This is a genomic window from Streptomyces sp. NBC_00878, from assembly GCF_026341515.1.
Classification (GTDB): domain Bacteria; phylum Actinomycetota; class Actinomycetes; order Streptomycetales; family Streptomycetaceae; genus Streptomyces.
Genome location: NZ_JAPEOK010000001.1, coordinates 7,163,487 through 7,189,174, shown reverse-complemented (window position 1 = coordinate 7,189,174; position 25,688 = coordinate 7,163,487). Strand labels below are relative to the sequence as shown.

21 protein-coding genes, 2 tRNA genes and 2 pseudogenes are annotated in these 25,688 nt (G+C 69.0%); 5 read left to right on the top strand and 20 right to left on the bottom strand.

The features are described from left to right. Nucleotides 1-98: 98 nt before the first annotated feature. The 7 genes from mreD to OHA11_RS31195 all read right to left on the bottom strand — a co-directional run bounded on the left by mreD (nt 99) and on the right by OHA11_RS31195 (nt 9,003). Nucleotides 99-779 carry a rod shape-determining protein MreD gene (gene mreD, locus OHA11_RS31225; protein ID WP_266502116.1) on the bottom strand — a complete coding sequence of 227 codons (681 nt, stop codon included), beginning with the start codon at nt 777-779 and terminating at the stop codon, nt 99-101. Between the two features lie 19 nt (nt 780-798). Continuing rightward, on the bottom strand, nt 799-1,752 hold the full coding sequence (mreC, locus tag OHA11_RS31220) for a rod shape-determining protein MreC (protein ID WP_266502114.1): 954 nt from the start codon (nt 1,750-1,752) through the stop codon (nt 799-801). A 203-nt stretch (nt 1,753-1,955) separates the two neighbouring features. Next, nucleotides 1,956-2,975 carry a rod shape-determining protein gene (locus tag OHA11_RS31215; RefSeq protein WP_037747701.1) on the bottom strand — a complete coding sequence of 340 codons (1,020 nt, stop codon included), beginning with the start codon at nt 2,973-2,975 and terminating at the stop codon, nt 1,956-1,958. A 796-nt stretch (nt 2,976-3,771) separates the two neighbouring features. Beyond that, nucleotides 3,772-4,185 carry a nucleoside-diphosphate kinase gene (gene ndk, locus OHA11_RS31210; RefSeq protein ID WP_266502112.1) on the bottom strand — a complete coding sequence of 138 codons (414 nt, stop codon included), beginning with the start codon at nt 4,183-4,185 and terminating at the stop codon, nt 3,772-3,774. A 115-nt stretch (nt 4,186-4,300) separates the two neighbouring features. Continuing rightward, nucleotides 4,301-4,660: a DUF4233 domain-containing protein gene (locus OHA11_RS31205; protein ID WP_266502110.1), complete on the bottom strand. Its 360-nt coding sequence runs from the start codon at nt 4,658-4,660 to the stop codon at nt 4,301-4,303. 3 nt (nt 4,661-4,663) lie between these two features. Continuing rightward, on the bottom strand, nt 4,664-6,169 hold the full coding sequence (locus tag OHA11_RS31200) for a folylpolyglutamate synthase/dihydrofolate synthase family protein (protein WP_266502109.1): 1,506 nt from the start codon (nt 6,167-6,169) through the stop codon (nt 4,664-4,666). Nucleotides 6,170-6,372: 203 nt separating this feature from the next. Beyond that, the gene (locus tag OHA11_RS31195; protein WP_266502107.1) at nt 6,373-9,003 is read right to left on the bottom strand and encodes a valine--tRNA ligase; all 2,631 of its coding nucleotides are present in this window, start codon (nt 9,001-9,003) and stop codon (nt 6,373-6,375) included. Nucleotides 9,004-9,138: 135 nt separating this feature from the next. Between OHA11_RS31195 and OHA11_RS31190 the strand changes: the two genes are divergently transcribed. After that, on the top strand, nt 9,139-10,086 hold the full coding sequence (locus OHA11_RS31190) for a hypothetical protein (protein ID WP_266502105.1): 948 nt from the start codon (nt 9,139-9,141) through the stop codon (nt 10,084-10,086). Nucleotides 10,087-10,184: 98 nt separating this feature from the next. On the opposite strand, the gene clpX is transcribed toward OHA11_RS31190, so the two are convergent. The 5 genes from clpX to OHA11_RS31165 all read right to left on the bottom strand — a co-directional run bounded on the left by clpX (nt 10,185) and on the right by OHA11_RS31165 (nt 15,218). Beyond that, the gene (gene clpX, locus OHA11_RS31185) at nt 10,185-11,471 is read right to left on the bottom strand and encodes an ATP-dependent Clp protease ATP-binding subunit ClpX (RefSeq protein WP_055611895.1); all 1,287 of its coding nucleotides are present in this window, start codon (nt 11,469-11,471) and stop codon (nt 10,185-10,187) included. A gap of 160 nt (nt 11,472-11,631) precedes the next feature. Then, complete coding sequence (locus OHA11_RS31180; protein WP_266502104.1) at nt 11,632-12,312, bottom strand: ATP-dependent Clp protease proteolytic subunit; 681 nt, start codon at nt 12,310-12,312, stop codon at nt 11,632-11,634. A 114-nt stretch (nt 12,313-12,426) separates the two neighbouring features. Beyond that, nucleotides 12,427-13,032 carry an ATP-dependent Clp protease proteolytic subunit gene (locus tag OHA11_RS31175; protein WP_186001018.1) on the bottom strand — a complete coding sequence of 202 codons (606 nt, stop codon included), beginning with the start codon at nt 13,030-13,032 and terminating at the stop codon, nt 12,427-12,429. A 483-nt stretch (nt 13,033-13,515) separates the two neighbouring features. Further along, a complete protein-coding gene (gene tig, locus OHA11_RS31170) occupies nt 13,516-14,955 on the bottom strand; it encodes a trigger factor (RefSeq protein WP_266502103.1) in 1,440 nt (479 codons plus the stop codon). Between the two features lie 186 nt (nt 14,956-15,141). Continuing rightward, a tRNA-Pro gene (locus tag OHA11_RS31165) sits at nt 15,142-15,218 on the bottom strand. 153 nt (nt 15,219-15,371) lie between these two features. Here OHA11_RS31165 and OHA11_RS31160 point away from each other — a divergent pair. Beyond that, nucleotides 15,372-15,442 (top strand) — tRNA-Gly (locus tag OHA11_RS31160). Between the two features lie 90 nt (nt 15,443-15,532). Here the strand turns inward: OHA11_RS31160 and OHA11_RS31155 are convergent. Then, nucleotides 15,533-16,381 (bottom strand): alpha/beta fold hydrolase, encoded by an 849-nt coding sequence (locus tag OHA11_RS31155; RefSeq protein ID WP_266502101.1) that lies wholly within the window; start codon nt 16,379-16,381, stop codon nt 15,533-15,535. Between the two features lie 84 nt (nt 16,382-16,465). Continuing rightward, nucleotides 16,466-16,660, bottom strand: coding sequence for a hypothetical protein (locus OHA11_RS31150; protein ID WP_266462266.1), 195 nt, complete (start codon nt 16,658-16,660; stop codon nt 16,466-16,468). A 578-nt stretch (nt 16,661-17,238) separates the two neighbouring features. Between OHA11_RS31150 and OHA11_RS31145 the strand changes: the two genes are divergently transcribed. Beyond that, nucleotides 17,239-18,423 (top strand): acyltransferase family protein, encoded by a 1,185-nt coding sequence (locus OHA11_RS31145; protein ID WP_266502099.1) that lies wholly within the window; start codon nt 17,239-17,241, stop codon nt 18,421-18,423. A gap of 202 nt (nt 18,424-18,625) precedes the next feature. Here the strand turns inward: OHA11_RS31145 and OHA11_RS31140 are convergent, their stop codons facing one another. The 3 genes and pseudogenes from OHA11_RS31140 to OHA11_RS31130 all read right to left on the bottom strand — a co-directional run. After that, on the bottom strand, nt 18,626-19,105 hold the full coding sequence (locus OHA11_RS31140; RefSeq protein WP_266502097.1) for an HD domain-containing protein: 480 nt from the start codon (nt 19,103-19,105) through the stop codon (nt 18,626-18,628). Next, nucleotides 19,102-20,115 (bottom strand): hypothetical protein, encoded by a 1,014-nt coding sequence (locus tag OHA11_RS31135; protein WP_266502095.1) that lies wholly within the window; start codon nt 20,113-20,115, stop codon nt 19,102-19,104. The genes OHA11_RS31140 and OHA11_RS31135 overlap by 4 nt, the downstream gene beginning before the upstream one ends. Further along, nucleotides 20,115-20,354 (bottom strand): annotated as a pseudogene (locus OHA11_RS31130) (ABC transporter ATP-binding protein); the annotation flags it as partial. The pseudogene OHA11_RS31130 and the gene OHA11_RS31135, both read right to left, overlap by 1 nt. 371 nt (nt 20,355-20,725) lie before the next feature. Here OHA11_RS31130 and OHA11_RS31125 point away from each other — a divergent pair. Further along, nucleotides 20,726-20,977: pseudogene (locus OHA11_RS31125) on the top strand (cation/H(+) antiporter); the annotation flags it as partial. Between the two features lie 448 nt (nt 20,978-21,425). On the opposite strand, the gene OHA11_RS31120 reads toward OHA11_RS31125, so the two are convergent. After that, nucleotides 21,426-22,607, bottom strand: a complete 1,182-nt coding sequence (locus tag OHA11_RS31120; protein ID WP_266502094.1) for a PP2C family protein-serine/threonine phosphatase — start codon at nt 22,605-22,607, stop codon at nt 21,426-21,428. Nucleotides 22,608-22,793: 186 nt separating this feature from the next. Here OHA11_RS31120 and OHA11_RS31115 point away from each other — a divergent pair, with 186 nt between their 5' ends. Next, entirely contained in the window at nt 22,794-24,029 is a 1,236-nt protein-coding gene (locus tag OHA11_RS31115; protein ID WP_266502093.1) for a GNAT family N-acetyltransferase, read from the top strand. Between the two features lie 83 nt (nt 24,030-24,112). Here the strand turns inward: OHA11_RS31115 and OHA11_RS31110 are convergent, their stop codons facing one another. Both OHA11_RS31110 and OHA11_RS31105 read right to left on the bottom strand, forming a co-directional pair. Next, nucleotides 24,113-24,922, bottom strand: a complete 810-nt coding sequence (locus tag OHA11_RS31110) for an Fpg/Nei family DNA glycosylase (RefSeq protein WP_266502091.1) — start codon at nt 24,920-24,922, stop codon at nt 24,113-24,115. Nucleotides 24,923-25,085: 163 nt separating this feature from the next. After that, a complete protein-coding gene (locus OHA11_RS31105) occupies nt 25,086-25,571 on the bottom strand; it encodes a ribose-5-phosphate isomerase (RefSeq protein ID WP_266502089.1) in 486 nt (161 codons plus the stop codon). Between the last annotated feature and the right edge of the window lie 117 nt (nt 25,572-25,688).

Here is a 25,688-nt window from a genome sequence, read left to right as displayed (position 1 = left end):
CTCCCTCAGGTCATACGGTGCGCTGTCGTCGTGAGAGCCCATCCGGTGTGCGGTGTGAGAGCCCGTCCGGTGTGCAGTTGTTGTCGTGAGCGCCGCTCTCACAGCCGCTTGACCCCCTTGATGCGTCCCGCGCGGGCGACCCGCGCCTTGGCCGCCTTGACTCTCAAGCCGCCGCGCTGGCTGCCGATGCTCAGACCCGTGCCGGAGGACAGCCAGCCCGCGGTGACGTCGGGTTTCTTGCCGGAACCGCCACCGCCACCAGCTTCGGCGAGCGGGTCGTTCTCGGCGCGCCGGGCCAGGGCCATGATCCCGGGCACGACGAACGGGGCGAGCAGCAGGTCGTACAGCGCGGCCGTGAACAGCAGGCTGCTCAGGCCCACATGGCGGGCGGCGGTGTCGCCGACGAGGGCGCCCACTCCCGCGTACAGGAGCGTGGAGCCGATCGCGGCGGCGACGACCACGGCCATCGGGCCGGTCGCGGACCTCAGTTGGCCGTTGTCGGGCTTGGCGAGTCCGGCGAGGTAGCCGATGACGCACAGCACGAGGGCGTAGCGCCCGGCGGCGTGGTCGGCGGGCGGGGCCAGGTCGGCGAGCAGGCCCGCGCCGAAGCCGATGAGGGCGCCGCCGACATGGCCGTAGACCAGGGCGAGGCCGAGGACGGTGAGCAGCAGCAGGTCGGGCACGGCGCCCGGCAGATGGAGCCGGGCGAGAACGCTCACCTGGATCACCAGGGCGACGACCACCAGGGTCGTCGAGAGCAGCATTCGGTTGAAGCGCATGGGATTCAGCTCCTACTTCCTACTGCTCTTGCTGCTGTTGCTGCAGACCATCGGCGGGCACGCCGGCCGAGGGCGTGACCGTCACGGTCACCGTCGGCGTGGGCGTCGGCTTCGGTTTGGCCGGCAGCACCTCGTCGCGGGGGTCCTTGCGCGGTGCCTGGACGACGACGCCGACGATGTCGAGCTTCGTGAAGGACACGTAGGGCGTGACGTACAGCGTGCGGGTCAGGTCGCCACCGGAGGGGTCGACGCGGGTCACGATGCCGACGGGGACGCCGGGCACGAACGGCTTGTCGGCCTGGGATCCGAAGGTGACCAGCCGGTCGCCGTTCCTGATCTTGGCCTTGCCGTTGAGCAGTTCCACGCGCAGCGGTCGGTCGCCCTGGCCGGACGCGAAGCCCAGCTCGTCGGTGGACTCCATGCGCGTGCCGACGGTGAAGTCGGGGTCGTTGGCGAGCAGCACGGTGGCGGTGTTGGGCCCCACGGTCGTCACGCGCCCGACCAGACCGTCCCCGTTCAGGACGGTCATGTCGCGCTTGATGCCGTCGTTCGCACCGACGTCGATGGTGACGGTCCAGGAGAAGCCCTGGGCCGCTCCTATGGCGATGACCTCGGCGCCCTTGATGCCGTACTGCCCGGCGCCGGCCGTCTTGAGCATCTTGTCGAGCTGTCTGACGCGGCTGCGGGTACGGTCGTCGCTGCCCAGCTTCGCCTTCAACGCGGCGTTGTCACGCTCCAGTTGGGCGATGCGGTCGTGACGGCCGCCGGAGCCCTTCACGGCCTCGATCGCGTTGCCGACGGGGTCGACCGCGGAGGACACCCCGTTCTCGATCGGGCCGAAGACCGTGGCGGCGGCCTGCCGGGCACCGTCGACCGGCGAATCCTTGCCACCGCGGATGTCCACCGTGATCAAAGCGAACGCGATGGCGATCAGCAGCACCAAGAGCAGCCGGCTCTCTCGTGTGTCCCTCACGTGCGGCGGCCGTGCCTTCCTCGTCGAATACGTGTGTCACATACGTGTATGGCTCACCCGGAAAATCCCCGAAGGTACCCGGAGTTCCCGAAGTACGCGGAGTGCGGACCTACGGGCGGCGTTATGGGGGAGCTTATGCCTGAATATCAACGATCCGCCGTACGAGAGGAGATCATCCCGTACGGCGGAATCGAAGAGTTACGTCATCTGCGCGGCTGGGCGTCCAGAACCTGCTGGAGCGCCTCGAACTCCTCGACGCACTTGCCGGAGCCGAGCGCCACGCTGTCCAGCGGATCCTCGGCGATGTGGATCGGCATGCCGGTCTCGCGGCGCAGCCGCTCGTCGAGGCCGCGCAGCAGGGCGCCGCCGCCGGTCAGCACGATCCCGCGGTCCATGACGTCGCCGGACAGCTCCGGCGGGCACTTGTCGAGAGTGGTCTTGACCGCGTCGACGATGGCGTTGACGGGCTCCTCGATCGCCTTGCGGACTTCGGCGGCCGAGATGACCACGGTCTTCGGAAGGCCGGAGACAAGGTCCCGGCCGCGGATTTCGGTGTGTTCGTCATTGTCGAGGTCGTACGCGGAACCGATCGTGATCTTGATCTGCTCGGCCGTCCGTTCACCGAGAAGGAGCGAGTACTCCTTCTTGATGTGCTGGATGATCGCGTTGTCCAGCTCGTCGCCGGCGACGCGGATGGACTGTGCCGTGACGATTCCGCCGAGCGAGATGACCGCGACCTCGGTGGTGCCGCCGCCGATGTCCACCACCATGTTGCCCGTGGCCTCGTGGACCGGCAGGCCGGAGCCGATGGCCGCGGCCATGGGCTCCTCGATGATGTGCACCTGGCGGGCGCCGGCCTGGGACGACGCCTCGATGACGGCACGGCGCTCGACGCCCGTGATGCCCGAGGGCACACAGACGACGACGCGCGGACGGGCGAGGTAGCGCCGCTTGTGGATCTTCAGGATGAAGTAGCGGAGCATGCGCTCGGTGATCTCGAAGTCGGCGATGACACCGTCCTTCAGCGGGCGCACGGCAACGATGTTGCCCGGCGTCCGCCCGATCATCTTCTTCGCTTCCGCGCCGACCGCGAGGATGCCACCGGTGTTGGTGTTGATCGCGACGACGGACGGCTCGTTGAGTACGATCCCGCGACCCCTGACGTACACCAGCGTGTTGGCGGTCCCGAGGTCGACAGCCATGTCACGGCCGATGAACGACATTGAGTTCCCCATCAGGATTCGTCTGGCCTTCCCAAGTGGAGCTTTTGATGGCTTTTTAGGTCGGCGAGGGTGAGCGCTGTGACGTGAAGGCTTCCATCGTAGTCTCGCCTGCACGAACACCGCGCGAGGGTCTTCGCCATTGTGACCAGATGACGCACTGTCTCGCTTGTGGAGACGGTCCATCGGGGGGACGCGTTCCCTCGATCGCCACGCATATGCCAACAAACAGCTGCCATTCTGCGCCGCGCCGGGCTTGGAAGCCCAGAGGCTGACGTGACATCAGAAGAAAATTGGCGGAGACCTGAGCGGGGGGGGTGACCGAGGGGGGTGACCCGGGTAGGGCGGATGGGGTGGATGAGGTGGATGGGCTCCGGCGTGGCGGGCTGGGGGCTGGCCTTCCAGGTCCGGGTATCCCGGGCGCGGACCGGTCCGTCAGGCGGGCGCCGGACCGGAGTGGCCGGTTGGGGAACTTCATAGGCCGGGCTCGGGCCGTACCAACCAGGTCGGCTCTCCCAGGCGCAGACCGGTCCGTCAGGCGGGCGTCGGACCGGAGTCCCAGCAGGCCGGGCTCGAGCCCTACCTACCAGGTTCAGGCCTCCTGGGTACCGAAGCCGGTCCCCAAGGCAGGGGCGCCCCACTCCTGTGTGGCGCCCACTCCGCCCGGTGCGGGGCGTTGGGTGCGGGGCGTTGGGTGCGGCGCTGGGCATGCCTCGCTGTGGCCGCCGCGCTCTGCCCGGTGGGCGGCCCCGCCCGAGAGCGGGGCGGGGGCACGCACCGAGGTTCGTCGCGGTGAGGGTCAGGCGAGGCCGGGGAAGAAGAGCTTCAGCTCGCGCTCGGCGGACTCCTCGGAGTCGGAGGCGTGGATCAGGTTCTCCCGGACGATCACGCCGAAGTCACCGCGGATGGAGCCGGGGGCGGCGGCGATCGGGTCGGTCGGGCCCGCGAGTGCCCGTACGCCCTCGATGACGCGCTCGCCCTCGACGACCAGCGCCACGACCGGTCCGGAGGCCATGAAGGCGACCAGCGGCTCGTAGAAGGGCTTGCCCTTGTGCTCGCCGTAGTGCTGCTCCAGGGTGTCCTGGTCCAGTGTGCGCAGCTCCAGCGCGGTGATCGTCCAGCCGGCCTTGCGCTCGATACGGCTGATGATCTCGCCGGTCAGGCCACGACGGACCGCGTCGGGCTTGAGAAGGACGAGGGTGCGCTGGCTCACGGTGGTGGCTCCTTCAGGTCACAGACGTGCGGATGAACGAGGCTACAGGGCGTGTCCGGGTGCGCGTTACGCAGTGTCAGGTGATACGGGCCGGGGCCGACCAACTGGTTTCGCCCTACGCCACATTCCCCCCAGCCCCAGCCCCAGCCTCCGCAGCGAACCGCTCCTTCGCCTCCTCCACCTTCCGCCCGAAATGAACCGACGCCCACCACAGCGCGGCGAAAACGGCCCCCAGGAAGAACATCGTCGGCACGACGAACCCACTCGCGATCAGCGCGACCTGCAGCGCCCAGCCCAGCTGCACACCCCCCGCCCGCGTGATCATCCCGCAGAGCAGCAGGCAGAACACCATCGCGACCCCGCTCACCGTCCACACCGTGGCCATGGACAGATCGGGATCCTTCATCGCGACAAGCCCCGCGAAACCGATGACGAAGAACTCACCGATCAGCGTCGAAGCACAGAGCGTACGCACGGATCAGCCCCTCCCCAGCAGCAACCGGGCCTCGCCCACAGTGATCACGGAACCGGTCACCAGGACACCACCGCCCGCATACTCGGCCTCCTCCTCGGCCAACGTGATCGCGGCCTCCAACGCGTCGTCCAGCCGGGGCTCGACCTGCACCCGGTCCTCCCCGAACACCTCGACGGCGAGCGCGGCGAGCGAGTCCGCGTCCATCGCCCGAGGGGTGGAGTTCTGCGTCACGACGACCTCGGTGAAGATCGGCTCGAAGGCCTCCAGCAGCCCCCGTACGTTCTTGTCGCCGCTCGCTCCCACGACACCGATCAGCCGGCTGAAGTCGAAGACCTCACGGACTCCCTCGGCGGTCGCCCGGGCCCCCGCCGGATTGTGCGCGGCATCCAGCACGACCGTCGGCGACCGCCGCACGATCTCCAGCCGCCCGGGCGAGGAGACCGCCGCGAAGGCCTTGCGGACCGTGCCGATGTCGAGCGGGTCGGGCCGCTGGGACCCGACCCCGAAGAACGCCTCCACCGCGGCGAGCGCCACCGCCGCGTTGTGCGCCTGGTACGCCCCGTGCAGCGGGATGTACACCTCTTCGTACTCCCCGCCCAGCCCCCGGAGAGTCAGCAACTGCCCGCCGACGGCGACCTGGCGGCTCACGACGCCGAACTCGAGCCCCTCGCGGGCGATTGTGGCATCGACCTCGACGGCCTTCTTGAGCAACACCTGGGCGGCGTCGACGGGCTGCTGGGCCAGGATCACCGTCGCGTCCTGCTTGACGATCCCGGCCTTCTCCTTGGCGATCTCCCCGGGGGTGGTACCGAGCCGGTCGGTGTGGTCCAGATCGATCGGGGTCACGACGGCGACGTCCCCGTCGATCACGTTCGTCGCGTCCCAACTGCCTCCCATGCCCACCTCCACGACGGCCACGTCGACGGGCGCGTCCGCGAAGGCCGCGTACGCCATGCCCGTGAGCACCTCGAAGAAGGAGAGCCGGAACTCCTGCTGGGAGTCGACCATCTCGACGTACGGCTGGATGTCCCGGTACGTCTCCACGAACCGCTCGGCGGGGATCGCGGCGCCGTCCAGGCTGATGCGCTCGGTGATCGACTGGACGTGCGGCGAGGTGTACCGCCCGGTGCGCAGGTCGAAGGCGCCGAGGAGGGCCTCGATCATGCGGGCGGTCGACGTCTTGCCGTTCGTCCCCGTGATGTGGATGGAGGGGTACGCGCGCTGCGGCTCCCCCAGCACGTCCATGAGCGCGGAGATCCGGCTCACGGACGGCTCCAGCTTGGTCTCGCCCCAGCGCGTGGCGAGCTCGACCTCGACCTCACGGAGCGCCTTGTCCGTCTCGGGATCGGCCGGACGCCCTGGAACGTCGGCCTGCGGCTGCCCGCCCCGCGTACGCAGGGTGCGGCTGCCGGCCTCGATCACGGCAAGATCGGGATCGCGCTCGGTCTCCGCCTCGACGATCTCGTCGAACGGGTCGGACTCACTACTGTCGTGCGGGAGCTCACTCACACACCCAGTCTACGGAGGCCGCGCCCCGGTAGGGGCGCGGGGAACTGCGCGACAAGCCCCCACCGGCCCGCACCTTCCGAACGCACCAGCGGCAGCGTTCGCGCACGGGCACACCGAGGGCCCCGGAACCACCCGGACAACAGCGTCCCACCCGGTCCCGGGGCCCTCGGCCACGTACACACACTCACCCTCGCCGGAGGCGGCTACGCCGCGGGCAACCCCTCCAGCTGAGCCTGGATACGAGCGATGTCCTCGTCGGCCTTGGCAAGCCGCCCCCGGATCTTGTCCACGACATGATCCGGCGCCTTCGCGAGGAACGCCTCGTTGCCGAGCTTGCCGTTCGCCTGCGCCTTCTCCTTCTCGGCGGCGGCCAAGTCCTTGGCAAGCCGCTTCCGCTCGGCCACCACGTCGATCGTGCCGGAGAGGTCGAGCGCGACCTGAGCACCCGCGACCGGCAGGGTCGCCGTGGCCGCGAAGGCGTCGCCCTCCGGCTGGAGCCGCAGCAGCTGACGGATGGCCGCCTCGTGCGGGGCGAAGGCGGTCCCGTCGAGGGTCAGCCGGGCCGGGACCCGCTGGCCGGGCTGCAAGCCCTGGTCGGCACGGAAGCGGCGGACCTCCGTGATGACCTGCTGAAGCGTCTCGATCTCGCGCTCGGCACCGACGTCACGGAAGCCACTGTCCTTCGGCCAGTCCGCGATCACGACCGACTCGCCACCGGTGAGGGTGGTCCAGAGCGTCTCCGTGACGAACGGGACGACCGGGTGCAGCAGCCGCAACGTGACGTCCAGGACCTCGCCGAGGACCCGCTTGCTGACGTCGGCGGCGGCACCGCCCGCCATGAACGTCGTCTTCGACAGCTCGACGTACCAGTCGAAGACCTCGTCCCAGGCGAAGTGGTACAGCGCGTCGGAGAGCTTCGCGAACTGGAAGTCCTCGTAGAACGCGTCGACTTCCGCGACGCTCTTGTTGAGCCGGGAGAGGATCCACCGGTCCGTCGCCGACATCTCGGACGGGTCCGGGAGCGGGCCCTCGACCGTCGCGCCGTTCATCAGCGCGAACCGCGTGGCGTTCCAGATCTTGTTGGCGAAGTTCCGGGACGCCTGGACCCAGTCCTCGCCGATCGGCACGTCCGTACCGGGGTTGGCGCCGCGGGCCAGGGTGAAGCGGACGGCGTCGGAGCCGTACGCGTCCATCCAGTCGAGCGGGTCGACGACGTTGCCGAACGACTTCGACATCTTCTTGCCGCGCTCGTCGCGGACCAGACCGGTGAGGGCGATGGTCTTGAAGGGGACCTCGCCGTCCATCGCGTACAGACCGAACATCATCATCCGGGCGACCCAGAAGAAGATGATGTCGTGGCCGGTGAGCAGGACGTCCGTCGAGTAGAACTTCTCCAGGTCCGGGGTCTGTTCGGGCCAGCCGAGCGTGGAGAACGGCCACAGGCCGGACGAGAACCAGGTGTCGAGGACGTCGGTGTCCTGCTTCCAGCCCTCGGCCTCGGTGCCGGGCGGCTCCTCGTCGGCGCCGACGCAGACCGTCTGGCCCTCGGGGCCGTACCAGACCGGGATCCGGTGCCCCCACCACAACTGGCGTGAGATGCACCAGTCGTGCATGTTGTCGACCCAGTCGAAGTAACGCTTCGACATGTCGGCGGGGTGGATCGCGACGCGGCCGTCCCGGACGGCGTCACCGGCGGCCTGGGCCAGTGGGCCGACCTTGACCCACCACTGCATGGACAGCCGCGGCTCGACGGTGGTCTTGCAGCGCGAGCAGTGCCCGACGCTGTGGACGTACGGACGCTTCTCGGCGACGATCCGGCCCTGCGAGCGCAGCGCGCCGACGATGGCGGAGCGGGCCTCGAAGCGGTCGAGGCCCTCGAAGGGGCCGTGGACGGTGATGACCGCCCGCTCGTCCATGACCGTGATCGACTCCAGGCCGTGGCGCTGGCCGATCGCGAAGTCGTTCGGGTCGTGGGCGGGGGTGACCTTGACGGCACCCGTGCCGAACTCGGGGTCGACGTGCGTGTCCGCGACGACGGGGATGGCGCGGTCGGTCAGCGGCAGCTTGATGCGCTTGCCGATGAGGTGGCGGTAGCGCTCGTCGTCGGGGTGAACGGCGACGGCGGTGTCACCGAGCATCGTCTCGGCGCGGGTGGTGGCGACGACGAGCGTCTCATCACCCTCGCCGTACTTGATGGAGACGAGCTCGCCGTCATCCTCCTGGTACTCGACCTCAATGTCCGAAATGGCCGTCAGACAGCGGGGACACCAGTTGATGATGCGCTCGGCGCGGTAGATCAGCTCGTCGTCGTACAGCTTCTTGAAGATGGTCTGGACGGCCTTGGACAGCCCCTCGTCCATGGTGAACCGCTCACGGTCCCAGTCCACACCGTCCCCAAGCCGGCGCATCTGCCCGAGGATCTTGCCGCCGTACTCTTCCTTCCACTGCCAGACGCGCTCGACGAACTCCTCGCGCCCGAGGTCCTGCCGCGACTTGCCCTCCTCGGCGAGCTGCTGCTCGACCTTGTTCTGCGTGGCGATACCGGCGTGGTCCATGCCCGGCAGCCACAGCGCCTCGTACCCCTGCATGCGCTTGCGGCGCGTGAGCGCGTCCATGAGCGTGTGCTGGAAGGCGTGGCCCAGGTGCAGCGACCCGGTGACGTTCGGCGGCGGGATGACGATGGTGTACGGCGGCTTCTCGCTCTTCGCGTCGGCGGTGAAGTAACCCCGCTCAACCCAGCGCTCGTACAGCTTCCCCTCTACCTCGGCCGGCGCGTACTGGGTCGGCAGTTCGGGGGTGTTGGCTGGCGTCTGCTGCTGAGCGTTCTCGGTCACGGGGTCAGTTTAGGGGTGTCACGGGCTCGCTCTGAACTCGATTACTTGGTAACGGTGAGGGCCCCGGCCCTCCGCACGCCCGACCCTTGGGCCAGGATGTCCGGAACACATAAGCATCTGGAGGGGAACCCAGAGATGAGCTACAACCAGCCGGGCCCGTACGGCGGGCAGCCGCAGCAGCCCGGACCGTACGGTCAGCCGGGTCCTTACGGCCAGCCGCCGCAGGCCCCCCAGCCCGGCTACGGCTATCCGCAGCAGGCGCCTGGGCCGCAGCCCGGCTACGGGTACCCCCAGCAGGCTCCTCCCGGGGTTCCGCCCCAGCAGCCCGGCTACGGCCAGCAGCAGCCGCCTTACGGTCAGCAGCCCCCTGGCGCCCCCTACGGCGCGCCGATGCCGCCGCCTCCGGGCGGCGGCAAGAAGAAGACGGGCCTCATCATCGGCGCGGTCGCGGTCGTGGCGGCGATCGCCGTCGGCGCGTACTTCGTCGTCGGCAGCAGCGGCGGCTCCTCGGACGTGGCGGACGACGGCCCGCACAAGCTGACGACTCCGGCGACGGTGCTCACCGAGTACAAGAAGGGTGATGCCTCCAGCTCCGACGGCATGTCCAAGTCGGACCTGAAGGACGCCGAGTCCTGGGGTGTGAAGAACGCCAAGGACGTCAGCGCCAACTACCAGGCGGGCGACAAGTCCAACCCGCTGGCCGGGAAGATGCTCACCTACGGTGGCGTCTACGGCGACATCGAGGACCCGGAGAAGGCGGTCGACGGATTCCTCGCCTTCATGAAGAAGGACTCCCAGGGCGAGCAAGGCGTCACCATGGTCGGCAGCCCGAAGGCGTACGAGCCCGACTCGCTGGAGGGGGCCGTCATGAAGTGCCAGGACGCCAAGGTGGACAACTCCGACGCCGAGGCCGGCGCGCCGAAGTCGGTGACCATGACGTACTGCGTCTGGGGTGACCACAGCACGCTCGGTTTCGTCATGCCCATGGAGCTCTCGGACGTCGCGGCGGGCAAGAGCGCCGACCCCGCGGAATCGGCCGAGACGGCGGCCAAGCTCCGCAAGGAAGTCCGCGTCAAGATCTGACCGTACGTTCCAAGCGGTCCCAGCGGCAATCTCAACGAGGAAGGGGCCCCGGTCAGTTGACCGGGGCCCCTTCCTCGTACCTCGTATGTGCGTGCCGCCTAGGCGGTCTTCTGCTCGCCCGGGCCACGGCCGCGGGCGTCCCGCGGGATCAGGGTCGGGTTCACGTTCGAGCGGACCGCCTCGGCGGTGATGACGACGCGGGCCACGTCCTTGCGGGACGGGACCTCGTACATCACGGACTGGAGAACTTCCTCCATGATGGCGCGCAGGCCTCGGGCGCCGGTCTGGCGGAGGATCGCCTGGTCGGCGATGGCCTCCATGGCCTCGCGCTCGAAGTCCAGCTCCACGCCGTCGAGTTCGAAGAGGCGCTGGTACTGCTTCACCAAGGCGTTGCGGGGCTCGACGAGGATCTGGAGGAGGGCCTCGCGGTCGAGGTTGTGCACCGAAGTGATGACGGGCAGACGGCCGATGAACTCCGGGATCATGCCGAACTTGACGAGGTCCTCGGGCATGACGGCCTCGAACTGGTCCTTGGACTCCATCTCGCGCTTCGAGCGGATCGTCGCGCCGAAGCCGATGCCCTTCGCGCCGGCCCGGGACTCGATCAGCTTCTCCAGGCCCGCGAAGGCGCCGCCCACGATGAACAGCACGTTCGTCGTGTCGATCTGGATGAACTCCTGGTGCGGGTGCTTGCGTCCGCCCTGCGGCGGGACCGAGGCCGTGGTGCCTTCGAGAATCTTCAGGAGGGCCTGCTGCACACCCTCGCCGGACACGTCACGAGTGATCGAGGGGTTCTCGCTCTTCCTCGCGACCTTGTCGATCTCGTCGATGTAGATGATGCCCGTCTCGGCCTTCTTGACGTCGTAGTCCGCGGCCTGGATGAGCTTCAACAGGATGTTCTCGACGTCCTCGCCGACGTATCCCGCCTCCGTGAGCGCCGTCGCGTCGGCGATGGCGAACGGAACGTTCAGCATGCGCGCCAGGGTCTGCGCGAGGAGCGTCTTGCCCGAGCCCGTGGGGCCGAGCAACAGGATGTTGGACTTCGCCAACTCGATGGCGTCCTCGCGGTTCTGACCCGTGCTGTTCTCGCCGGCCTGGACCCGCTTGTAGTGGTTGTACACCGCGACCGAGAGGGCCTTCTTGGCGGACTCCTGGCCTACGACGTACCCCTCGAGGAACTCGTAGATCTCACGAGGTTTGGGAAGTTCCTCCCAGCGGACCTCGCTCGTCTCCGCGAGCTCTTCCTCGATGATCTCGTTGCAGAGATCGATGCACTCGTCGCAGATGTACACACCAGGGCCTGCGATGAGCTTCTTGACCTGCTTCTGGCTCTTGCCACAGAACGAGCACTTGAGCAGATCGCCGCCGTCACCGATGCGTGCCACGGTGTGCTTCCCCTTCGCCTGGGAGACGCCTAGGTCCAGCGGCTCCTGGTGCTGCCTTATGTCCGACGGTACCTTGCCGAGCCCCCCGTTCGGGCCCCCCTTGGCGCGGTTCACTTTGTCGTGAACCGTGCCAAGGAGCGGCAGACGATACAGCTATGCGTCACGCGACCGCGGCGTTGTTCATCTTCCGGGTCGAGATGATCTGGTCGATCAGGCCGTACGAGAGCGCGTCCTCGGCCGTGAGGATCTTGTCGCGCTCGATGTCCTCGCGGATCTTCTCGATCGGCGTCGTCGAGTGCTTGGCCAGCATGTCTTCCAGCTGGGCACGCATGCGGAGGATCTCGTTCGCCGCGATTTCGAGGTCCGAGACCTGGCCTCGGCCGGTCTCGCTGTACGGCTGGTGGATCAGCACGCGCGCGTTGGGCAGTGCCATGCGCTTGCCCGGTGTACCGGCGGCCAGCAGGATCGCGGCGGCCGAAGCGGCCTGGCCCATGCAAACCGTCTGGATGTCCGGCTTCACGAACTGCATCGTGTCGTAAATCGCGGTGAGTGCCGTGAAGGAGCCGCCGGGGCTGTTGATGTAGACCGAGATGTCGCGGTCGGGGTCCATCGACTCCAGGCACAGCAGCTGCGCCATGACGTCGTTGGCGGAGGCGTCGTCGATCTGCACGCCGAGGAAGATCACGCGCTCCTCGAAGAGCTTCGCGTACGGGTCGTACTCACGCACGCCCTGCGAGGTGCGCTCGACGAAGCGCGGGATGACGTAGCGGGACTCCGCGCGAGGACCGGTGTACTCGGCCTGCGCGCGGGCGTGGAGGCCGCTGCCGGGGAAGTCGTTCACTGTGTCTCCTGGAAAGCCTGATAAGGGCTGAGGCGGTCGGCTGGGGGCTCGGAGGGGCTAGGTGTCGGTCCACGCGCCGACGCCTGAAGCGGCGTACGGACGCGGACCGCCGGCCTACGCCGCCCCGGTGCCGCCGCCGCCAGGCATTCCGGCAGCGGTGGGCATGATGTCGTCGATGAGGCCGTACGCCTTGGCCTCGATCGGGTCGAACCAGCGGTCCCGGTCGGAGTCGCGGGTGATCTGCTCCACGGTCTGGCCGGTGTGGAAGGAGGTCAGCTCCGCCATCCGCTTCTTGGTGTGCAGCAGCCGCTCGGCGTGGATCTTGATGTCCGACGCGGAACCGGCGAGGCCGGCCGAGGGCTGGTGGATCAGGATCTCCGCGTTCGGCAGCGCGAAGCGCTTGCCGGGAGTACCCGCGCTCAGCAGGAACTGGCCCATGGAGGCCGCCATGCCCATCGCGATCGTCACCACGTCGTTCTTGATGTACTGCATGGTGTCGTAGATCGCCATGCCGGCGGTGATCGAGCCGCCGGGGCTGTTGATGTAGAGGTAGATGTCCTTCTCCGGGTCGGAGGCAAGGAGCAGCAGCTGCGCCGTGATCTTGTTGGCGATGTCGTCGTCGACCGCCTGGCCGAGGAAGATGATCCGCTCGCCGAGCAGCCGGTTGTAGACCTGGTCGCCGAGGCCACCACCGATGGGGTCGCCGGCGGCTGTGGGCATCAGATTCGTCACGTATCCACCTGCTCGTCTTACGACGGCGCCGGGCCGTCTCACGTCTTCTGCTGGGGGCGTGGGACCCCGTGTGCGCGCCGTGTCGGACGGCTCCGGGGACTCCCCTGCCCTCGTACTCATGGACCCTAACGCGCGGGTCCCTCCGGGGAATCCCGGAGAGGTGACTGTTCGCTGTGAGCGCATGCGCTCCGCTGGGTGAGCAGGGGGTACGGCGGGCCCGCCCCGGCTTCTTGGGGGCGCGGGGAACTGCGCGCTCAGCCCCCGCCGGGCCGCAGTCGCGTCTGCCACGGTGGTGCGTCGGCGGGTGCGGGTTGTCGTGGGTTGCTCGCGCCCACGATGGGGGTCCCCCCGCTCGAGCGAAGCCGAGAGTGGGGGAGGAGCCGCACATCGATACAGCCCCGCGCCCCTGGAAGGCCCTACGGGCCCCCAGGACATGTCCCGGGGGCCCGTAGTACGTACTGGCGAGGCGATCTAGGCCTCGGTCTTCTCCTCGGAGGAGTCGGAGGCCGCAGGAGCCTCGGTGGCCTCCTCGGCCGCTTCCTCCGTCGAGCCCTCGGCAGAGCCCTCGGCAGAGGCCTCGGCAGAGGTCTCGTCCTCGTCCTCGTCGTCCAGGTCGACGAGCTCGCCGTTCGTGTCCTTCACCGTGGCGGCCTCGACCACGACGGCCAGGGCCTTGCCGCGGGCGACCTCGCCGACCAGCATCGGGACCTGGCCGCCTTCGACGACCGCCTGGGCGAACTGGTCGGGGGACATGCCGGAGGAGGCGGCGCGCCGCATGAGGTGCTCGGTGAGCTCCTCCTGGTTGACGTTCAGCTTCTCCTTGTTGACGAGCTCGTCCAGGACGAACTGCGTCTTGATGCCCTTGACCGCGGCTTCCTTGGTCTCGGTGTCGAACTCCTCGGCCGTCTTGCCCTGGATCTCGAGGTACTTCTCGAGGTCGATGCCCATCTGGCCGAGCTGGTGGTGCTCCAGGTTGTGCTTGCGGGTGTTGATCTCGTCCTCGAGCAGCTTCTCGGGGACGGGCACCTCGACGAGCTCCAGCAGCTTCTCCAGGACGCGCTCCTGGGCCTGCGTGGCCTGGTCGTACTGCTTCATGTTCTCCAGGCGCTTGCGGCTGTCCGCCTTCAGCTCGTCGAGGGTGTCGAACTCGGACGCGAGCTGCGCGAAGTCGTCGTCCAGCTCGGGCAGTTCGCGCTTGGCGACCTGGGTGACCTTGACGGTGACCTCGGCCTCCTTGCCGGCCGCCGAGCCGCCCTTGAGCTCCGAGGCGAAGGTGGCCTCGCCACCGGCCTCCAGGCCCGTCACGGCGTCGTCGATACCGTCCAGCAGCTCACCGGAGCCGATGGTGTAGGAGACGCCGCTCGCGACGCCGTCCTCCAGGACCTCGCCGTCGACCTTGGCCTCCAGGTCGAGGGTGACGACATCACCGGCCTCGGCGGCACGCTCGACCGGGGCGGTCGACGCGAAGCGCTCACGCAGCTCCTCGACGGCCTTGTCGATGTCCTCTTCGCCGACCTCGACGGCGTCGACCTCGACCTCGATTCCGGAGTAGTCCGGGATCTCGATGGTCGGGCGGACGTCGACCTCGGCGGTGAAGTTCAGCGTCTCGCCGTCCTTCAGCTCCGTGATGTCGACCTCGGGCTGGCCGAGGACGTTCAGCTCGGCCTCGTTCACGGCGTCGGTGTAGAACTTCGGAAGCGCGTCGTTGACCGCCTCCTCAAGAACCGCACCGCGGCCGAACCGCTGGTCGATGACGCGCGCCGGAATCTTGCCCTTCCGGAAGCCCTTCACCGTGACCTGCTGGTTGATCTTCTTGTACGCCGCGTCGAGGCTGTCCTTGAGCTCCTCGAAGGGCACCTCGATGCTGAGCCGAACCCGAGTCGGGTTCAGGGTCTCCACGGCGCTCTTCACGGTTCGGTCTCCTTGGGGGCTGACATCTTTGGGTTCTGCTGACGTCCTCTGCCGGATGCGGCGGAGTCTCAGCGGATTCGCGGCCCTTGAGGGACGTAACAATGCAGACACACGGGCGCGCAGTTTGCATACTAGCCGCAGGTGGTACACGCCCCAAAAGGCGATCTTGCCGGTGGTCCGGCACGGTGGTCGGGGTGGCGGGATTTGAACCCACGGCCTTCCGCTCCCAAAGCGGACGCGCTACCAAGCTGCGCCACACCCCGTCTGGTGCGACACGTAGGGTACATGCCCGCAGGCAGTGCGGCTCCCGCATTTCACAGGGCGCTTCGGCCCTCCCGAGTGGGGTGTGCGGCGGAGGGCTCCGACCCGCTACGATGCTTCCGTGCCGCGCGTCACTGACCTGCGGCGCGTCCTGTGCGGGCGTAGCTCAATGGTAGAGCCCTAGTCTTCCAAACTAGCTACGCGGGTTCGATTCCCGTCGCCCGCTCTGTACGGCTCAGGGCCAGGCCGGAGATCCATTCTCCGGCCTGGCCCTGACGCGTTTCCGGGGCGGGATCGGTTCCGGTGGAGATCCGGTTCAGTTCCGGAGGAAGGCGATCAGCTCGCCCAGGAGGCGGGCCGGGGCGTCCAGGGGGACCAGGTGGCCCGCGTCCGGGATCGGGCGGAGGCGGGCGCCCGGGATCAGGGCGGCGAGTTCCTCGCCCTTGGCGGGTGGGATCCAGGTGTCCTCGGTGGCCCAGCAGACGGTGACGGGCAGGTTCAGCGTGGGGTAGAGGGGTTGGATCTCGTCCGTATAGCGCTGGTCGGCCTGGGCGATCTGGCGGTAGAACGCCGCCTGTCCGACCGCGCCCGTCCAGGGAGCGGCCAGCTCGTCCAGGACCTCGGGCAGCAGTCCCCGATGGCTGGCGGAACTCACGTACTCGCGCACCAGGGCCTCGTGCAGCGGCGCGGGCAGTTGCTCGAAGACCGCCGCGTGCTCGGCGACCAGGCGGAAGAAGGGTGAGCCCCAGGGGGCGAGTGCGACGGGGTCGACCAGGGCGAGGCGGCGGTACTCGGCCTGATGCAGCAGATGTGCGCGGAGTGCGACGCAGCCGCCGAAGTCGTGCGCGATCACCGACGGGTTCGACAGCCCCCAGACCCCCAGGAGTTCGGCGAACACCTCGCCCTGTGCCTTCAGCGAGACGTCCTGACCCTCGCTCTTCGCCGAGCGGCCGTAGCCGGGCATGTCCCAGACGTGGACCCGGTGGCCGTCAGCGGCCAGCGCCGGGGCGATCTCGTGCCACACGTAGGACGAGAACGGCGTGCCGTGCAGCAGCACCACGGGCGGGCCGCCCTCCGGCCCGAGGCGGTCCCACCGAAGGGTTCCGACCGGGCTCTCCCAGCTCTCACGCAACTGCCAGGCGCTCCCGGCGGTCTCGCTCCTCACGGTCACGCTCCCCGTGGTCGTGCCCCGATGCCCCGATGTCCTGGTGACCTGCTCGCTCCCGTTCACCGAGTGCGTCGCGGTCGGTCAGAACTGGATCGAGTTGATGGTCTCCGCCACCGAGTTGAGGAACCGTTGGATGTCGTCCGCCATGCCTGTGGAGGCAAGGAAGAATCCAAAGAGCACGGCGACTGCCGCCGGCCCGCCTTTGATCGATCCGCCTCGTATCAACACCACGAGGACGATCCCCAACAGCAGCACCACTGACAGCGAAATGGCCACAACTGATCACACCCTAGGTCGGTCCGCTCTCCCGGCCCGGAGGTGCAACCCCGCGCACCCCCGCCAGAACCATCGTGCCACCAACCGGCCCGGCGTATGCGGCCGGTGAGCCACCGTTCGGTCACAGAGGCGAACAGGCAGACACCGCACGGCAATTCGAGTGACTCCCCTCACAAGAAATTCAGGATGATCGTTGCCATGTCCACGCACTCGCCCGCACAACCCGTTCGCAGGCAATTCGAATTGCCGCCACAGACACACCGGCGAGACTGACAGCGGGTCACTAAAGACGAATCAACCAGACATTTCACCAGAGTCGCCCGCGAGTGCTATGCACCATTTAGTCATGACGAATACGGACGTAACACCCGCATGCAGTACACCGATCGACATGGACATCACTATGTCGACTTCATCAAATCCCGGGTACTCGTCGGGTGATAAGCAGGATTCACCTCAGAGGTTTTACGAAATCACACCGACAACGCTAGGGTGCCTCAGATGTTCTACGCTGCCACGTCCCCCGCACGCGCAGCGAGGTCCAGGATCGTCTCCCCCAGCTCCTGGTGGGAGGGCCTGTGACGAACTCGCTCCGTCCGCACGGCCGTCAAGGGGCTCCGCTCCCGTCGGCCCAGACACCGGCGCCGGGAGTAACGAGCCCGCGACCACCGCAGACCCCGGGATCCCCGCGCCCGGGTACCGCCACCACCGGGCCGGACGCCAAGCCCGTCAAGCAGCGCGACGCGTTCTTCGACAACGCGAAATACCTGGCGATCGTGTTCGTCGCGATGGGCCACGCCTGGGAACCGCTCACCGACCACAGCCGCGCCGCCGAGGCGCTCTACATGGTCGTCTACACCTTCCACATGCCGGCCTTCATCCTCGTCTCCGGCTATTTCTCCCGCAGTTTCGACATGCGCGCCGACCGGCTCCAGCGGCTGGTCACGGGCATCGCCGTGCCGTACGTCCTCTTCGAGGTCGCGTACTCCCTCTTCAAGAAGTGGGCGGACGACGACCCGAGCCACCCGATCAGTCTGCTCGACCCGTGGTACCTCACCTGGTTCCTGGTCGCGCTGTTCGTGTGGCGGATGACCGTACCGCTGTGGAAGGTCGTGCGCTGGCCCGTGCCGCTCGCGCTCGCCATCGCCGCCCTCGCCTCCGTCTCGCCCGACATCGGCGACGACCTCGACCTCCAGCGGGTCCTGCAGTTCCTGCCGTTCTTCGTCGTGGGCCTGTTCATGAAGCCCGAGCACTTCCAGCTGATGCGGCGCCGCGAAGTGCGGATCCTGTCGGTGCCGGTCCTCCTGGGCGCGCTCGCCTTCGCGTACTGGGCGGGGCCACGCATGAACTCGGCGTGGTTCTACCACCGCGACAGCGCCCAGGAGCTGGGTGCCCCCTGGTGGGCCGGTGTGGTGATGACGCTCGCGATGTTCGGCTGTTCGCTGGTACTCACCTCCTGCTTCTTCGCCTGGGTGCCGCGCCGCACGATGTGGTTCACGGTGCTCGGTGCGGGCACGCTGTACGGCTATCTGCTGCACGGCTTCCTCGCCAAGGGCTCCCGCTTCTGGGGCTGGTACGACGACTACGCCTGGCTGAACCAGCCACTCGGCGAGATCTTCCTCACGGTTGCCGCGGCGGCGCTCATCACGGTGCTGTGTACTCCGCCTGTGCGGCGGGTGTTTCGCTTCGCCATGGAGCCGAGGATGGCGTGGGCGTTCAAGAGGGACGCCGCGGAGTTGGCCCGGGAGCGGGCCAAGTCGTAAGGGCCGGCCCCTCGGCGGCGCTCCGCGCGGGAGATGCCGTCGTTTTGAACCTGCGGGTCCGCCGTGGCTCGTCGCGCCCACGATGGGGGTCCCCCCGCTCATGGGGGTCCCCCCGCTCGAGCGAAGCCGAGAGTGGGGGAGGAGCCGAGAGTGGGGGAGGAGCCGCACAATGTCACAGCCCCGCGCCCCTGCAGGGGCGCGGTCAGGGGCGCGGCAAGCCCAGGAGTTTGCGCATCTTTGTGTACTTCTGGGTCAGGCGGGCTCGGGTGAACTCGTCCAGGGCCTCCAGGCGGGCCGGGTTCGCGTTGTGGGCCAGGTCGGACTCCTTCACCAGGAGGGCTCCCGGGGTTGCCAGGATGCGGTCGGCGTAGGCCTCCGGGGGCTCGCCCTGCCGCTTGGTGAGGGCCAGCACGATGTCCTTCGTACGGCGGGACAGTGCGGCCTCGCGGAGCCAGTCCTCGGAGAGCGCGTCGTCCTCGACGGAGTCGTGCAGCCAGGCGGCGGCGATCTGCTCCTCGTCGCCGCCGCGGGCCCGTACCCCGTCGGCCACGGCCCGCAGGTGCTCGGTGTACGGGCGGCCCGCCTTGTCCGTCTGGGCTGCGTGGGCGTTGCGGGCCAGGGCCTCGACCTCGGTGAGGGTCAGCAGCGGTCTCTCGGTCACTCGGCGCTCGTTCTCGGTCATGCGTCGAGTGTGCCCCGTATCGCGGCCCGGGCCGGTACGGTCGCCGCCGTCAGGCCGAGGATCACCATGGCCGCCGCGAACGAGCCGTACACCAGCGGGGGTATGTACGGCGCCTGGCCCGTCAGGCCCTTCATCATCGGGACGAGCGTGGCCGGCGCGATGGCCGTGCCGAGGGCGATGCCGGCGAGCGCGACGAGCAGTGCCTTGGCCTCGGCGAGGGAGGAGTCCTCGACGGTCCCGCGGTCGTCGCCCGCGTACACCTCGGCGCGGTTCCCGAGGGCGTGCTCCACCTGGGACTTGAGGGTCCCGGCCGACACGCCCTCCTTCGGGAGGACGGCGATGGCGTCGACGCGACCGGGGTGCCCGGAGACGCGTACGGCTTCGGTGTCGGTGAACCAGGCCGTGGGCGCCTCGGCCTTGGTGAGCCCGGAGACGCGGAAGGTGCGGGGGCCGTCGGCCGTGGTGAGGGTGCCGCGGTCACCCACCGCGCCCTGTGCAACCCCGTTGGCGAAGACCCCCTTCGTGAGGACGACTTCGCCTTCCCCGGGGGCCTGCCCCGACGTCAGCCGCTCGACGGTGAACGCGGTCGAGCCCCAGCCGTGTGCGGTGACCTGCTCGCCCTCCCGCGTCTGGACGGGGAAGGTCACGTCCGGCACCGCCGCTCGCGCCCCGGCCACCGAACCGGCCTTCTCCACCAGGGAGTTGTCCAGCCAGGCCTTGTCCGGGAGCGGCACGGCGTCGTCCTCGCGGTCCTCGCCGTGGCCGGTGACGAGGTGGGCCCGCTGGTCGGCGGCGGCGACCACGGGGACGTCGGCGATGGGGGTCCCCCCGGTCGAACGAAGTTGAGACTGGGGGAGGACGGGCGGAACCGAGACGCGCAGGCCGGTCTCCAGGAGGATGCCGCACGCCGAGACGATCAGCGCGGCCATGGCGAGCGCGACGAACCTGCCCACGAAGGCTGCGGGCTTGAAGCGGACGGCGGCACGGGCAAGGCCGTTGGGTACGAACATCAGGCTGCCGCTCCCGAGTAGGACGGCGTCGTCAGCGACGCCATGCGGGCGGCGATCCGGTCGGCCGGGGCACGCTCCAGGTGGTCGGCGATCGAGCCGTCGGCGAGGAACAGGACGCGGTCGGCCCAGGCGGCGGCCGCCGGGTCGTGGGTGACCATGACGACCGTGGCACCGAGCCCGTCCACGGCCTGCCTCAGCAGACCGAGGACCTCGGCCGCGGTGGTGGTGTCGAGCGCGCCCGCACGGCGGAGGCACCGCGCCCGTACCGACGCCGCACGCCACAGAGTTCGACAGCGCAGTCTCCCGCCGGGCCGGTCATGCCCTGTACAACTGCCGGGCGGCCGGCACTGGTTGTGCTCTGTACGGCGGCCCCGTCCTCGTACCGCTTCTTGCGCAGCCCCATGGCCGGGTCCGCCTTCCCTCACTCGTCGCATCGCTCGTGACATCGCTCGTCGCAGCGCGCTCGCTGCCGATGTCTCGAAACTACGGATTCGGGACCCCTCGGGACCATGAGGCCGACCGCCGAGTCGAGCTGAGGAAAACCCCACCAATCGGACCTGCCGGACTGGCCGGACCGGCCCGACCCTGAACGTGTTGGCGGGGCTGGGGGGCGGCTCGGGTGTACGGGTTCGGGGCCGGGCCTGCCGGCAATGTTTCCACCACGCTGCTTGCGCGTGGGGAGTTCGCGCTCATTCTCGCGACGATGGCTGCGGGGGTGGGGCTCGATGAGCGGCTGGCGCCGTTCATCGCGGGGTATGTGTTGGTGCTGGCCGTTCTTGGGCCGTTGGCGGCGGGGCGGGCGGGGTGGTTGGCCGGGGTGTTGCCCGGGGGGCGGGAGAAGGTGGAGGTACGGGTTGGTTGAGCGTGGGTTCCCTTTCCCCAACCCCACCCCTTCCCGAAACTGGGTGCTCCGCCCCCAGACCCCCGTCGCTTGTACGTCACCTGCGGGCCGCCCTGGGCTTGTCGCGCAGTTCCCCGCGCCCCTGGGGTGGGTGGGGGTTGGGGATGGTGTGTCGAGTGCGGGTCCACGTGGATTGCTCGCGCCGTTCCCCGCGCCCCTGGCGGGGTGCGGGTGGTCCCCTGCCGGAGGGGTGCGGCGGGATGTGTGTCCGCAGCGTACGACGACACACGAACGCAGCAACCGTGCGGCAACCGCGCCTTACGTCACCGGCTGCGGACGCACGTCCCGTCGCGGCCCCGCACCCAGGAAACGAACCCCCAGCCCCCACCCACCCAGGGGCGCGGGGAACTGCGCGACCAGCCACACCCAACCCGCAGACAAAACCGGCCCCGCAGACAAACACGAACCCTCAAACCGTCACCGGCCCCACAGCCGCCCCCTCGCGGCAGATCAGCAGCAACGCCCGGTCATCGTTCACGTCCTTCGCCACCGCCTCGATGAGGTGCCACGCCGCGCCGTGGAAGCCTCCGGCCACATACCGGTCCGCCTCCCCGGTCAGCCGGTCGATGCCCTCGACGATGTCTCGGTCGGACGTTTCCACCAGGCCGTCCGTGAAGAGCATCAGGACGTCTCCAGGCCGCAACGAACCCTTCACCGGGTCGAACTGGGCCCCGTCGTACACCCCCAGCAACGGCCCCTCCGCGGCCTTCTCCTCCCAGCGCCCACTCCCCGCGCTGAGTTGAAGCCCCGGCGGATGGCCTGCCGAGAACAACTCGTAGTCGCCCGAGTCCAGGTCCAGGACCAGGTGGATCGACGTGGCGAAGCCCTCGTCCCAGTCCTGCCGGAGCAAGTACCCGTTCGCCGCGGGCAGGAACGCGTGCGGCGGAAGCGAGCCCAGCAGGCCCCCGAACGCCCCCGACAACAGCAGCGCACGCGACCCCGCGTCCATCCCCTTGCCGGAAACGTCCGTCAGGACAACCTCAAGCGTGCGGCCCCCGTTCGTACGCGCCGCGACGACGAAGTCGCCGGAGAACGACTGCCCGCCGGCCGGCCGAAGAGCCATCTCCCGATGCCAACCCATCGGCAGCTGCGGCAACTTGCTCTGCACCCGGATCCGCTCACGCAGGTCGAACAGCATGGTCCCGCCCCGCCGCCACGGCACACCCACCCGACTGCGGAACTGAGCGATCAACAGCCCGAAGAACCCGCACGCGGCCACGACCAGCACGATCCCCGGCGTCACCCGGGAAGGCCCCTCCGTGTACGGCCCGAGTTTCACCGACTCCACGATCAGCGCGGTGGCGGCCGCGGCGTACAGCCCGAGCAGACTCGACGGCCGCAGCAACAGCCCGCCCGCGACGATCGGCAGGACGAGCAGCGCCGGCGAGCACCAGACCGCGTTCATGAGTGTGAGGCCGGCGATCACGGGAATCGTCAGCAGCAGAGCGGCGAGCGCGACCCAGTCGGAGCCGTCGCCGCGGAAGTAGTCGACGGCGGATCTGCGCAGGCCGGTGCGGACCCGGTGAACCTGCTTCTTCAACCGGGCCGTGAACGTCTCGGCCTCCGCGCGCCGCTCTCGTCCTGCTGCCATTAGTTCGGGACCCTATCCATCGGACCAGGTGCTTGGCACGGGAGGTCCCACTTGTCCCCCGTCCGGGGACGGAAGTCACAGGGAATTCCAACCCTCGCAGAGCGTACGGCCGGATGGGTACCCGACATTGCCGAGTGGGGAGAAATACAGTCGCTCATCCCGGATTGCCCTGGTAGGCATGAGGACATGACGACAGACTTGCGCGTGCTGCGCCCGGACGACTGGGACAAGTGGTACGGGAAACTGGAGCTCGCGTTCGGCGGGGTCACGGAATCCCCCGAGGAGAGGTCGCTTTGGAGCGACCTCACGGAGCACGACCGGTTCATCGGCGCCTGGGACGGCGACGACTGTGTGGGCACGGCCGGGGCGTTCACCTACCGGGTCACCGTACCGGGCGGTGCGGCCGTGCCGGCGGCCGGCGTCACGATGGTGAGCGTCGCCTCGACGCACCGCAGGCGCGGCGTACTGAGGTCGATGATGCGGCGCCAGCTGGACGACGTACGGTCCTGGGGCGAGCCCCTCGCCGTGCTCACGGCGTCCGAGCCCGTCATCTACGGCCGGTTCGGCTACGGCATGGCGACCCACCAACTGCGCGCCGAGATCGACACGTCCCGGGTGCGGCTGTCGGTGCCTCAGGGCACGGATGACGTACGTCTGCGGCTCGTGGTGCCGGACGCCCCGGCCGTACGCGACGCCTGCGAGGCCGTGTACGCGCGACAGGTGGCGGCCCGGCCCGGGATGCTGGAGCGCCGGCCCGGCTGGGAGCGGCTTCCGGTGCTCGACCCGGAGAGCGACCGCAAGGGCTCGTCGCCGTTGCAGTGCGTGCTCGCGGAGCGGGACGGCGAAGTCGTGGGCTACGCGCGGTACTTCAACAAGCCGGACAGCGACATGGCCGGCCCCAAGGGCACCATCGAGCTGCGCGATCTGGAGGCGCTCGACCCGGCCGCGTACGCGGCGCTGTGGCAGCACCTCTTCGACATCGACCTGACGTCGACGGTGAAGACGTACAACCGGCCCGTCGACGACGCCTGGCAGCATCTGGTCTCCGACATCCGGCGCTGCGGCGTGGCGTTCCGGGACTCGTTGTACGTCCGGCTCGTCGACATCGGCGCGGCCCTGGAGGCGCGGACGTACCAGGCGCCCGTGGATGTCGTGTTCGAGGTCGAGGACGCCTTCTGCCCCTGGAACGAGGGGCGTTGGCGGCTCACGGGCGACGCGAAGGGAGCGTCCTGCGCGCGGACCGCCGACGCGGCCGATCTCACGCTGTCCGTACGGGAGTTGGGGTCGGCGTATCTCGGCGGCGTGTCCCTCGCCTCGCTCGCCGCGTCCGGGCGGGTGCGAGAGCTCCGCCAGGGCACCCTCGCGGAGGCGTCGCTGGGCTTCTCCTCCGTCGTGGCGCCGTGGCTGCCGCATGGTTTCTGAGCCGTATGGCACGCCTACCACCGGCCCATCGGGCCTGATCGCCCAGCGGCTTCCATGCCTGCCGGTTTCAAAACCGCCGGTTTTCAGGCCTTCTGACAGGTAGGGCACCAGAAGAGGTTGCGGGCGGCGAGATCGGCGGTGCGGATCTCGCCGCCACAGATGTGGCAGGGCAGGTTGGCCCTGCGGTACACGTAGACCTCGCCGCCGTGGTCGTCCTTGCGCGGCGGACGGCCCATCACGTCCGGTTCGTGTTCCGGTCGGACGGTGTCGATCCGGTTGTTGCGGACGCCCTGGCGCATCAGCGCGACCAGGTCCGTCCAGATCGCGTCCCACTCGGCCGCCGTGGTGTCCTTGCCCGCCCGGTACGGGTCGATGCCGTGCCGGAAGAGGACCTCCGCGCGGTAGACGTTGCCCACGCCCGCGATGATCTTCTGGTCCAGGAGGAGGGCGGCGATCGTCGTACGGCTGCGGGCGATGCGCGGGTACGCGCGGGCCGGTTCCGCGTCCTCGCGCAGGGGGTCCGGGCCCAGGCGGGCATGTACCGCCAGCTTCTCCGCGTCCGTGATCAGCGTGCAGGTGGTGGGGCCGCGGAGGTCCACGTACGCGGTGTCGTTCGCGAGTCTCAGGCGGACCGTGTCCGTGGGCGGGGGTGCGGGGGTGGTGCCGAAGTTCACCTTGCCGAAGAGGCCGAGGTGGATGTGGATCCAGTCCTCGGACTCGAAGCGGAGGAAGAGGTGTTTGCCGTGGGCCTCCGCCGTGGTCAGTTCCGTGCCGGTCAGGAGGGCCGCGGCGTCCGTGAACTTGCCCTGGGGGCTGGTGACTTGTGCCCTGCGGCCGCCGAAGCCGGCGAGGCAGTCCTCGGCCAGCCGGTGGATGGTGTGCCCTTCGGGCACGGCGCCTCCTGGTCGGTGTGCGGTTGCTGTACGGGCGGCTCTTCTTCCCCAGCCCCACCCCTTCCCGAGACCGGGGACGGCGCCCCCAGACCCCCGCATCGCGCTGAACGCGCTCGTCCTCAAACGCCGGACGGACCAAGGATCAGGGGGCGAGGAAACGCCCCTAGCCCTGCGGGTGGTGCGCCGGAATCGCCGGCAGCTCGCCCGTCGTCTCGTACGCCGTCAGCATGTCGATCCGGCGGATGTGGCGTTCGACGCCGGAGAACGGGGTGTTGAGGAAGATCTCGACGAACTTGGTCGCCTCCTCCTCGGTGTGCATCCGGGCACCGACGGCCACGACGTTGGCGTCGTTGTGCTCCCGCCCCAGCTCCGCGGTCTGCTCGCTCCACGCGAGCGCGGCCCGCACCCCGGCGACCTTGTTCGCCGCGATCTGCTCCCCGTTCCCCGAGCCACCGATCACGATGCCCAGCGAGCCCGGGTCGGCCGCCGTGCGCTCCGCGGCGCGGAGGCAGAACGGCGGGTAGTCGTCCTCGGCGTCATAGATGAGGGGCCCGCAGTCGACGGGCTCGTGCCCGGCCGCCCTGAGCCACTCGACGAGGTGGTTCTTGAGTTCGAAACCGGCATGATCGGAGCCGAGGTACACACGCATGGTCCGAGTGTGACACGCCTGTTTCCGATCGGCGCCGCCGGGGCAGGCGCACGAAACGCGCTGTGTCGAGTGGCGGAAAAGTGTGGGCAACACTACAGAACCTCAAGGAAACCTCAA

What these genes read in the sequence shown, in the direction of transcription:
- mreD (WP_266502116.1), bottom strand. Translation starts at nt 779, where the DNA reads ATGCGCTTCAACCGAATGCTGCTCTCGACGACCCTGGTGGTCGTCGCC.
- OHA11_RS31215 (WP_037747701.1), bottom strand. Translation starts at nt 2,975, where the DNA reads ATGTCGTTCATCGGCCGTGACATGGCTGTCGACCTCGGGACCGCCAAC.
- OHA11_RS31190 (WP_266502105.1), top strand. Translation starts at nt 9,139, where the DNA reads ATGAGCTACAACCAGCCGGGCCCGTACGGCGGGCAGCCGCAGCAGCCC.
- OHA11_RS31175 (WP_186001018.1), bottom strand. Translation starts at nt 13,032, where the DNA reads ATGCCCACAGCCGCCGGCGACCCCATCGGTGGTGGCCTCGGCGACCAG.
- OHA11_RS31140 (WP_266502097.1), bottom strand. Translation starts at nt 19,105, where the DNA reads ATGACCGAGAACGAGCGCCGAGTGACCGAGAGACCGCTGCTGACCCTC.
- OHA11_RS31135 (WP_266502095.1), bottom strand. Translation starts at nt 20,115, where the DNA reads ATGTTCGTACCCAACGGCCTTGCCCGTGCCGCCGTCCGCTTCAAGCCC.
- OHA11_RS31120 (WP_266502094.1), bottom strand. Translation starts at nt 22,607, where the DNA reads ATGGCAGCAGGACGAGAGCGGCGCGCGGAGGCCGAGACGTTCACGGCC.
- OHA11_RS31115 (WP_266502093.1), top strand. Translation starts at nt 22,794, where the DNA reads ATGACGACAGACTTGCGCGTGCTGCGCCCGGACGACTGGGACAAGTGG.
- OHA11_RS31105 (WP_266502089.1), bottom strand. Translation starts at nt 25,571, where the DNA reads ATGCGTGTGTACCTCGGCTCCGATCATGCCGGTTTCGAACTCAAGAAC.